This window comes from uncultured Aquimarina sp., from assembly GCF_947495315.1.
Classification (GTDB): Bacteria; Bacteroidota; Bacteroidia; order Flavobacteriales; family Flavobacteriaceae; genus Aquimarina.
This window is the reverse complement of record NZ_CANLYD010000026.1, coordinates 42,309-52,842: the sequence shown is the minus strand read 5'-3', so window position 1 is coordinate 52,842 and position 10,534 is coordinate 42,309. Positions and strand designations below refer to the sequence as shown.

Below are 10,534 nucleotides of genomic sequence, written 5' to 3'. Positions count from 1 at the left end.
CCAGGTTCTCCACCATTATTAGATTGAACTACAACACCTGCTGCACGTCCCTGAAGGGCTTGCGCTGCATTTAACACAGGAAAAGCATTTAACTCTTCGGAGTTTACTGAAGATACCGAACCTGTTACATCACTTTTCTTTTGAGATCCATACCCTATAACAACGATTTCTTCCAACGATTCTGAATCTTCTTCCATAGATACATTTAATGTAGTCTGTCCAGATATCGTAACATTTTTTGTAGTAAGTCCTACATAGGAGAATTGTACCACATCACCCGATTTTACATTTATAGTATATTTCCCGTCAAAATCTGTTACTGCTCCTGTAGAAGTTCCAACAACAAGGACGCTCACACCGGGAATAGGTGTATTTGTTTCTATTGATGTTACTATACCAGTTAACTCATAACTTTCTTGCCCATATGAGGTGAAATGATACAATAACGATAGTAGTAAAGCTATAGTTATTTTGTGATTCATGTGTAATTGTTTCAATGATTAGTTTTGTTTCAGATATAAGTCTATCTGCTTTTTTAAGCTATTTTGACTTGTGCGTTACTTAACTAAACATTAACAAGAGCAAAATTTCAACCATAGTATGAATTGTTATATTTGCTACTGCATGTTTACTTAGGTAATAGTGTACTATTATTCTTGTTAATTGACTTCTCCCTCTAACTTGAAGTGATTACAGAATAATTGAAAAGGATAGGTTTTGCCTGTCCTTTTTTCTTTTAATATTAAAGTTTACATAGGCTAGTTTTTTTTAATTAGTATGACAATAATTGTATAAGTCTTTAAAATGAATCTTTAGACTTTTTGTGGCTTCGTCCGGATCACTATTTTTTATGGCATTTACAATATCCTGATGTTCTTTTATCAAACTTGAAAAGTTTTGAGCATCACAAATTTTGTTTGTAACAAAATTTGTGATTATTTCAGGCGTGATTACTAGCATCAAGGAGTTAATAACACTGTTACAACTTGCTTCTGCTACTTTAAGATGAAACAATAAATCTTCGTCTAATGCATTTTGACCATTAATAGATTTTTTAATGTATGCTTCATGTGCTTTTTCAATTTGATATAATTGTTTTTCAGTTCTTCTCACAGCCGCTAATTTTACGGCTTTTGTTTCCAGTATTAATCTCGTCTCTACCAATGACTTAAAATCTGGTGTTTGTAAGTGTAAAATATTTGCCATCATAGAGTTTAGAGCCCCTACACCAATTTTGGACACAAAAGTTCCGCTTTTTGGGTATCTCTTTACTAGTCCATAAAATTCTAACTTTTGTATGGCTAGCCGTAATTGGCTTCTACTGGCGTCGAATTTATTGGATAGTGCTCTTTCTGATGGTAGTTTATCTCCTGGTTCAAGTTGCCGGTTTATGATTAGGTCTCTTATTTTTGAGATTACGGTTTCAACTTCGGTTTTAGAAGATAAAGGATCGTTTCCTAGGTTAATTCTCATATTTTTAAATTGGTCAACCAAATTGGTTAACCAAATATAAGAGTTTTATTTTAACCTACGTATTTTAAATGTTAAAAAATGATAGAAATATTAAAAAAATGATCTTTTTTATAGGATTTTGTTATTTTCGAAACATTCGGATTGATGATGCAATTGTATATATGGTGTACTGAAAAAGGGCTAAACATAATAATATGTTCAGCCCTTTTTATATATAAAGAGGTGTTAAAAACTAAGAAGAACTAGCCTTCATTATTATCATCACCTTCTTTTTCTTCTTCTTTTTTCTTTTTCTCTTCCGCTTTTTTACGTTTTTCTTCTTCTTTTTTTCTTTTCTTTTCTTCTTTCAAGCGTTTCTTCTCTTCCTTCTTTCTGCGTTTTTCTTCTTCTTTTTTAGCTTGAGCTTGCTCTTTTTGAAGTTTGTCATAAGCCGCATCTACATCTTCTTCTTCCTCCTCTTCTTCAACTTTTTTCTTCTCTTCTTTCTGTTCTTTTTCCTTTTCAGGATCAACGTCTTTCTCCATTTCCTCTAGTTTTTTGAGTTCTTCATCAATCTTCTTTAACTCATCATCTACACCTTCATCTTGCTCCATTTTATCCAATTCAGCATCTATATCCTCGATCATTTTTTGCTTTTCTTTTTCGGCTTTGATTCGAGCTTTTTCTGCTTGTTTAGCTTCCTTAGCTTCACGCTTTAATCTTCTGCGTTCTTCTTTCTGGAACTTTTTATCGTCTTTTTTGTCTTGTTTTTCTTTTTCGATTCGCTCGCGTTCTAAGCGCTGTGCAGTTCTTCTTTCGTCGAGATCTTTTTCCATTGCATCTCTAAGGCTGCTATCTTCGAACTCATTTATGAATGGTGTTTTCTCTAATTTTAAACTATCATTTTCTAGTTCTTCGAATTCCCGATCGATACTTAAACTATCATTTTCTTTTTCATTTAATTCCTCTTCGTTCTTTATGCCACTTTCAAAACCTGGTTTTTCTATAATTTCATCTTTTTTATGCCAGTCAAATCTATAAGAAGCACCAACACTTACTCGAAAAATAGAAGGAGTATCTTTAAAGTTTGTTGCAATATTGGCATCAATCTGCAAGTCATCATTGAACAAATATGCTCCACCGAGCCTTAGTATATTGTCACTATAAAAATCACTTTTCTGTCCCTGATATTCACCAAAGACGGCCCATTTATCATTTAGAGTGTGAGTACTAGTAATAATCCAACCATATGCAGGATTATCTGTGGTTATTTTATCTATGATTAAGTTTGTGACCAACACCCAGCTTCCAGCATTACTAGTCCACCAGTTATTTTGAGTCATTACAACAATTTTTGGACTAATTGTTTGATCAGTAGGAAAGGTAAAAGCGTTGTCTGTATTCACATAGTTCATACCAACATAAGCGGATACTGCGGGAACAAGGCTTTTCCATTTAAATCTGTAGCGTTCTTTCCAGCTTTTTAGTTCATCGTAATTTATTGAATCCTGATCTTTTGGTTTTTTATATGGATCGTAAATAAGATATTTAACTCCTATAGTATTATATTCAAAATCTGTTCGTCTTATTTTTTCTTCGTTAGCACCTACCGTTTGTTTAATGCCTTCACTTCTAAAACTACCATTCAAATTAATTTCCAGCTGCTCTATCAATAACCCATATCTAATAGTGTAGTCGAAATTAAATGTATTCGTCTTGGTGTCAAATAATTTGTGTTTTTCTTTTCCAAAACCGAAACCACCTTCTAATTGTAATACATTATTACCAACAGAGAATGCACCTTGAGAAGTCCCAGGTCTATTTGTGTTAATTTTCTCAGTATATTGTGCAGATGTGGTAAAGCCGAGTAGGAATAGGCTTACCAACAATAGCAAAGATTTAGGGCTCATATTCAATAGATTTGGTTCAAATATAGCAGATTTTATCATTTTTTTAGGATTGACTTCATGTAATTGTATAGAGAGTTCCCTATTTTTGAAAAAAAATAATATGCAAGAGGCTTCATTATCAGGGGTATTAAAGGTAATTCTCATTCTGTTATTGATATATTACGGATTAAAGATATTAACGCGTTTATTTGGTCCTCTATTGCTTAGATACGTAACAAAGAAAGCAGGAGAAAAATTTCAACAGCAATTTAAGCAATACCAACAACCCCAATCTTCGCCAAAGGAAGATATAACCATTGATAAAAAATCTAAACAAAAATCTACTAATAAAGATGTGGGAGAGTACATCGATTATGAGGAAATTGATTAATTTGGCGCTTCATTCGTAAATTGTTTCGCACATGATGGCTTATCTAAAAAGATTTCTACCTCATTTACTTGTTGTTTTAGGTTTTGTAATCGCTTCACTTGCTTTTTTTAACCCCGTTCTTAGCGGAAAAATGATATTTCAAAGCGATATCAAATTGTATGAAGGTACGGCTAGGCAACAAAACGAGTTTCGGAAAAATACTGGAAAGGAAACTTTTTGGAACAATGCAGCCTTTGGTGGAATGCCTACATACGCTATAGGTGCGAAATTTCCTCACGATTATATGGATAAGTTGGATCGTTTAATTCGATTTTTACCAAGACCTGCGGATTACTTATTTCTATATCTTACCAGTTTTTATATACTATTGTTGGTTATGAGAATTCCATGGAAAATGGCAATTCTCGGAGCATTGGCGTTTGGATTTTCTGCATATCTTATCATCATAATAGGAGTAGGGCATAATGCAAAAGCCCATGCGATCGCCTATTTTCCATTAGTCGTTTCTGGTATTTTATTAGTTTTCCAGAAACGATATGTCTGGGGGTTTATGCTTACAGCTCTAGCAATGGGGTTAGAAATCCAGGCGAATCATTATCAAATGACCTATTATCTGGGTTTACTAGTATTTGTAATTGGCGTAACTTATTTTATAGATGCTTTTAAAAGAAAAGAGATTCCACATTTCTTGAAATCTTCGGCTATTTTAATTATAGCAGCAATTTTAGGACTAGCCACCAATGCTACTACATTATTAGCGACATCAGAGTATGCAAAGACTAGTATTAGAGGTGAAAATTTATTAGCAGAAGAAACATCTTCTTCTTCTGTAAAAGATGGATTAGATTATGAATATATTACAGCATATAGTTATGGTAAATTAGAATCTTTAAACCTTTTTGTTCCTAAATTGATGGGATTGGGAAGAGCTTCTGATTTAGGAAAAGACTCTGCTTTTTATCAAAAACTGATTATGTTAGGAGAGTCTCCGGAGACAGCAAACTATTATGCGAATGTTACTGGATTATATTGGGGAGCGCAACCTTTTGTCGAGGCTCCACCTTATTTAGGTATCACAGTAGTGTTTCTGGCATTATTAGGGTTATTACTAGTAAAAGGTAGGCTGCGATGGTGGTTACTTGGCGGAATTATTTTATCGCTTACCTTAAGTTGGGGTAAAAATTTAGATTTTCTGACTCGATTCTTTGTAGAATATGTTCCGCTATATAATAAGTTTAGAGCAGTTTCTAGTATTCAGGTTATTCTAGAATTCGTAATACCGATTGCAGCAGTATTTGGTTTGTATCAATTATTTAATGAGAAAACCTCATTTCAAGAGCGACAAAAGAAATTTTTTATATCTCTAGGCGTTTTTGGAGGATTGTGTTTGATATTTTGGTTATTTGGAGGAAGTTTATTTAGTTTTAAGTCTCCTAATGATGTTCAGGTAGCCATAGAACAACCCGCAATTTTTGATGCAATTAAAGAAGATCGTATTACTATTATGAAAAGTGATAGTCTTCGATCTTTAATTTTCATAGTATTAATCGGAGGACTACTTTGGTTCACTTTAAAGAAAAAAGTTTCTGAAAACCTAATGATTATAGGTGTTGGCGTTCTTATTCTTATCGATTTAGTAGGAGTGGATCGACGCAGTGTGGATAACGAGTCTTTTATTTCGAAACGCACCTATAAATCATATTTTCAACCAACTGCAGTAGATCAGGAAATTTTAAAAGATAAATCGTATTATAGAGTATTGGATCAAGCAAGAGGATTTAGAAATTCTCATACCAATTATTTCTTCAATTCTGTGAATGGATATTCTGCGGCAAGACCTAGAAAAATAGACGATATCTACAATGAACATATTACCAAAGGCAATCTCCAAGTGATTAATATGTTGAACATTAAATATGTGATACAACAAAATGAAGAAAGACGTCTGGATGTACAAGAGAATCCTTCGGCAAATGGACCAGCTTGGTTTATAGAAGAATTAAAATTTGTTGATGATTATAAGTCAGAATTTGAGTCATTAAATACTATTGATACTAAGAAAACGGCTGTTGTTAAGAAAGAATTTAAATCAGCATTAGAGGGCTACAAACTTATTAAAGATAGTATTGCTACAATTTCTATATCTAAAACAGATCCAGATCACTTGGCGTATAATTCGTATACAGAAAAGCCAGGATTTCTTGTTTTTTCGGAAACGTATTATAAAGATGGATGGAATGCATATATAGATGGAGAGTTGGAAACAATTTATCCTGTAAACTATATGTTAAGGGGTTTAAAAGTTCCTGTAGGAAAACATACTATAGAGTTTAAGTTCGAACCGCAAGTGGTAAAAACGGGAAGTACAATTACTTTGGCAAGTTCTATTATCTTTGGGTTATTATTTTTGGGAGCCTTGTTTTTTGAATATAAAAAACAAAAAACGGAGGTTTCAGAAGAGAATTCTTAAAAGATTTTGAAAGTATTACTCATCACATATTATTGGCCGCCTGCAGGTGGTCCTGGAGTACAGCGATGGCTTAAATTCGTTAAATACTTTAAAGATTTTGGAATTGAGCCTATAGTGTATATTCCAGAAAATCCAACATACCCTTTAATAGATGAATCACTAGCATCAGAGGTTCCTGCCGAAATAACCATTTTAAAACAACCTATTTTTGAACCTTACCGTTTAGCTGAAGTTTTTTCTAAAAAATCATCTAAAACCATTAGTAAAGGTATTATTGCTAAAAAAGAAAAACAATCTCTTATTCAAAAACTTTTGCTATATATAAGAGGAAACTTTTTTATACCGGATGCACGTAAGTTTTGGATAAAACCGTCTGTAAAATTTCTTCAAAAATATATTTCCGAAGCTAATATAGATACTATAATTACTACAGGCCCACCACATAGTGTTCATCTGATAGGGAAGGAGTTAAAAGAAAAACTCAATCTTAAGTGGATAGCTGATTTTAGAGATCCCTGGACTACAATTGGATATCATGATAAATTAAAACTTACGAAGCGTTCAATAAAAAAGCATAAGCAATTAGAACAAGAAGTTTTAACATCTGTGGATCATATAACTGTAACAAGTTATACTACGAAAGAAGAGTTCCTTGAAATTACTAATAAGCCAGTTTCTGTAATTACTAATGGATATGATACAGAAAAGGTTTCAGAAGTAAAACTTGATAGTGAATTTACAATTTCGCATATAGGTTCATTATTATCAGGAAGAAATCCAGAAAAATTATGGCAGGTACTTTATGATCTTACGCAAGAAAATGATGAATTTGCAAAAGCTTTTAGATTGCGATTAGTTGGAGCGGTAAGTGAAGATGTATTGTTTTCTATCAATGAAGCTGGATTATCTGGTTTTTTGGATAACAAAGGATATGTTTCTCATAAAGAAGCAATAGAGATTCAACATAGTTCTCAGGTTTTATTATTAGTAGAAATAGATAAACCTGAAACTAAATGTATTATACCCGGAAAGTTATTTGAATATATGGTTTCTAAAAGGCCTATTTTAGCTATCGGACCTAAAGATGCTGATATATCAAGATTAATAAGGGAAACAAATTCTGGTTATTTCTTTGAGTATTCTGAGGAGAGTGAAATGAAAAGCGTAATACTCAGTTATTTTAAGGAATTTCAGGAAGGAAAACTAATAGCAAAAACTGAGAGAATAGAGAAATATAGTAGAAGAACGCTTACCAAAGAGATGTCTTTGGTGTTAAAAAACCTAAAAAAAAAGAGTCATAGACCAAAATAATGGGAATAGTAGTCAATCAATCCATAAAGAATGTAATCATTACCTGTTTAGGTTTTGGGATTGGTGCAATTAATACATTGTTTCTGTTTACTAAATTTTTGGAAGAAGAGTATTATGGACTTGTATCTTATTTATTTTCAGTATCCAATTTAATTTGGCCTTTGATGGCTTTTGGTGTTCATAATACCTTGGTAAAGTTTTATTCTTCTTATACAAATAGAGGAGAGCGAAATAAGTTTCTGACTATGATGCTTATTTTACCAATGTGTATTGCATTATTTGTAGGAGCAATTGGTTCTGCACTATACGAGTATATTCTTGATTTTTTTAATGAAGATAATACGATTGTACAACCTTATGTATGGACAATTTATATTCTGGCAATTGCTTTATCTTATTTTGAAATATTTTTTGCCTGGGCCAAAGTAAAGTTGAAAAGTGTCTTTGGTAATATTCTGAAAGAATTATTCGTACGGGTATGTACTATGATTCTTTTGATTTTTGTGTCTATCGAAATGATTACGGTTCAGCAATTTATATATGCTATTGTTATGGTATATATCCTGAGATTAGTAATTATGTCAATGTATGCGTTTGGATTGCATGAATTTAAATTTAGTTTCTCTTTGCCTAGTAATTACGTTTCAGTTTTTAAGTATTCCTTATTAATTTTATTAGCAGGATCGGTTGCTACTTTATTAATAGATCTAGACAAGACGATGATCGAACGCTATCTTCCTATTGAATATGTCGCTAAATATGGTATCTGCGCTTATATTGCCAGTGTGATTATCATTCCATCAAGAGCAATGCATCAGATTACATATCCATTAACAGCTAAATTAATTAATGAAAAAGGTTTTGAACAACTGCGAGAATTATATAAAAAAAGTTCTCTGAACCTTTTTACAATTAGTGGGTTGTTGTTTGTATTGATTATTTGTAATGTAAATCAACTTTTCGAATTAATTCCGCAGGAATATGAATTATTTATATGGGTAGTGTTATTGATAGGAGCAGCTAAATTATTTGACAACTTATTAGGAAACAATAATTCTATCTTATTCAATTCTGATTATTACCGATTGATCTTGTACATAGGAATCGGAATGGCGATTCTGGCGTTTATTCTTAATTGGATTTGTATTCCAATTTTTGGAGTTACCGGAGCAGCCATAGCTTCGTTTGCAGCAGTATTTTGTTATAATCTAGCGAAGATATGGATTGTTCAAAAGAAGTTTAAAATGCATCCATTTTCCAAAAACACCTTAATAACATTACTACTAATTATTGTATTCGTGTTTGGATTTTATTTTTGGGATTTTGGATTTCATCCGATAGTAAATATTACTTTGAAAAGTATTTTAATCGGAGCAGGATATATTATTTTGTTATATTTTCTTAAGATATCAGAGGATATTAATAATATATTAAAGAAAATCCCCCGAGGTGCCTAAGCATACAACTCTGGGGGATTTTCCAACTAACCAACCAAAAAAATAAATTCTTTATATTTTTTAACTTCTACTTCTTGCAGTACGAGATCTGGAATTGTTTGATCTTGCTTTTCTGTTAGAAGTATTACTTCTTTGTTTCTGAACTTTCGATCTAGAACTATTTCCTTTACTAGTATATCGACTGTTATTAGAACGTTTTGTTACATTTCCAGAACGCTTATTTCCATTACTTCTAGTCGTTCTTACTTTATTGTTACTTCTTGTAGAACGGTTTGCAACCGTATTTCTACTTCTCTGAGATCTCTGAGTAGACTGTACTCGATTTCTATTCTGAGTATTTCTTGGTTTTGATACTACTCTATTTCTATCACTACGTCTTACTTGGTCTCTAGACTCAGAATTTCTAGTAGAACGATTGGCTACTGTGTTTCTGCTTCTTTGAGTTGTCTGAACTCTATTTCTACTTTGAGTACCTCTTGTATTTGCTTGTACACGATCTCTTGATTCAGCACTTCTTCTGGTTACAGTACGATTTCTTGTTGTACTTCTAGAAGTATTATCATTTACTCTTGCTCTGTTTCTATTTACAGAAGTTGATCTACTACGGTTTACAGTACTATAGTTACGATCATTTCTGGTATACATAGCCGTTCTTCTATCACGATTTCTGTAGTCTAAACTTCTAGCTCTACTCGTTCTATTTCCTCTATTATAACTAGCTACTCTATTATTGGGTCTGTAATAGTTACGACTTCTATATGGTTTAGCATAATAACCACTGTAGTAGTTATTTCTGAATACGTTATAAGAACATCTATATGGGTTATAGAATCTTCTATATGGTCTATTGAATACAATACATCTGCTAACAACAGGAACCGTAAAAAAGGCATGAAATGGTCTGTATACGTAATGTCTATTAAAGTTATTGATATATCCTGTACAGTTTACAAAATTCCCATAACTGTTATAGTTCACATATAATCCACCAACTCTAGATACTCTTCCAAAACGATTATAGTTAATATATACATCACCAGCTTGGCTAATTCTACCATAGTAGTCATAAAATACAGGAACATCTTCTACCTGTACTACCGCTCCATAATCATCATACTGCACATAAGCATCATAATTATATCCAGAATTAAAACTTATGTTTACTCCAGGTCTGTTAACATTTACACTAACACCACCTCTTGGTCTATTTACATAGAAATCAAACTGTCCATCTGCATATACAGAAAACTCTACTCCGTTTTCACTAAAGATGAAAGATTTTCCATAATTGTAGTATCGAGATACGGTTTCGGAATTTGTATCAAACGCATTAGCAGTAAAAGATGCTATTAATAAGCCGGTAAAAAGTAAAACAATATTTTTCATAATCTGTGATTTTAAAACAAGCACCAAAATTAATTTTTCGTACTCTCTTTTATAGTATCAAGCAGCGTGCCAAAAACAGGTTTTAGGATATGTGGATAAATTTTTAAAAGGTGATAATTACTATATTTTGTGTTTAAATTATTGTAAATCAGTGTCTTTTAGGTTTTTATTTTTTTAA

At 32.2% G+C, this 10,534-nt stretch carries 8 protein-coding genes; 4 read left to right on the top strand and 4 right to left on the bottom strand.

Annotated elements, in window-relative coordinates; genetic code table 11:
• The 3 genes from Q0910_RS27925 to Q0910_RS27915 all read right to left on the bottom strand — a co-directional run.
• Window positions 1-482: carboxypeptidase-like regulatory domain-containing protein (locus Q0910_RS27925; RefSeq protein WP_299223954.1), on the bottom strand; the 482-nt coding region annotated here is incomplete at its 3' end.
• Window positions 483-768: 286 nt separating this feature from the next.
• On the bottom strand, window positions 769-1,473 hold the full coding sequence (locus Q0910_RS27920; RefSeq protein ID WP_299223951.1) for a FadR/GntR family transcriptional regulator: 705 nt from the start codon (window positions 1,471-1,473) through the stop codon (window positions 769-771).
• A gap of 242 nt (window positions 1,474-1,715) precedes the next feature.
• Window positions 1,716-3,362 (bottom strand): transporter, encoded by a 1,647-nt coding sequence (locus Q0910_RS27915; protein ID WP_299223948.1) that lies wholly within the window; start codon window positions 3,360-3,362, stop codon window positions 1,716-1,718.
• A gap of 100 nt (window positions 3,363-3,462) precedes the next feature.
• On the opposite strand from Q0910_RS27915, the gene Q0910_RS27910 reads away from it, so the two are divergent.
• From Q0910_RS27910 to Q0910_RS27895, 4 genes are read left to right on the top strand one after another with little or no spacing between them, the layout of a single operon-like run.
• Window positions 3,463-3,732, top strand: a complete 270-nt coding sequence (locus tag Q0910_RS27910) for a DUF4834 family protein (protein ID WP_299223945.1) — start codon at window positions 3,463-3,465, stop codon at window positions 3,730-3,732.
• Window positions 3,733-3,763: 31 nt separating this feature from the next.
• Window positions 3,764-6,202: a YfhO family protein gene (locus Q0910_RS27905; RefSeq protein WP_299223942.1), complete on the top strand. Its 2,439-nt coding sequence runs from the start codon at window positions 3,764-3,766 to the stop codon at window positions 6,200-6,202.
• Window positions 6,203-6,205: 3 nt separating this feature from the next.
• Window positions 6,206-7,513 (top strand): glycosyltransferase family 4 protein, encoded by a 1,308-nt coding sequence (locus Q0910_RS27900; protein WP_299223957.1) that lies wholly within the window; start codon window positions 6,206-6,208, stop codon window positions 7,511-7,513.
• Window positions 7,513-8,970 carry a polysaccharide biosynthesis C-terminal domain-containing protein gene (locus Q0910_RS27895; protein WP_299223940.1) on the top strand — a complete coding sequence of 486 codons (1,458 nt, stop codon included), beginning with the start codon at window positions 7,513-7,515 and terminating at the stop codon, window positions 8,968-8,970. The genes Q0910_RS27900 and Q0910_RS27895 overlap by 1 nt, the downstream gene beginning before the upstream one ends.
• A 60-nt stretch (window positions 8,971-9,030) precedes the next feature.
• Here the strand turns inward: Q0910_RS27895 and Q0910_RS27890 are convergent, their stop codons facing one another.
• On the bottom strand, window positions 9,031-10,356 hold the full coding sequence (locus tag Q0910_RS27890; RefSeq protein WP_299223937.1) for a hypothetical protein: 1,326 nt from the start codon (window positions 10,354-10,356) through the stop codon (window positions 9,031-9,033).
• Window positions 10,357-10,534: the final 178 nt, after the last annotated feature.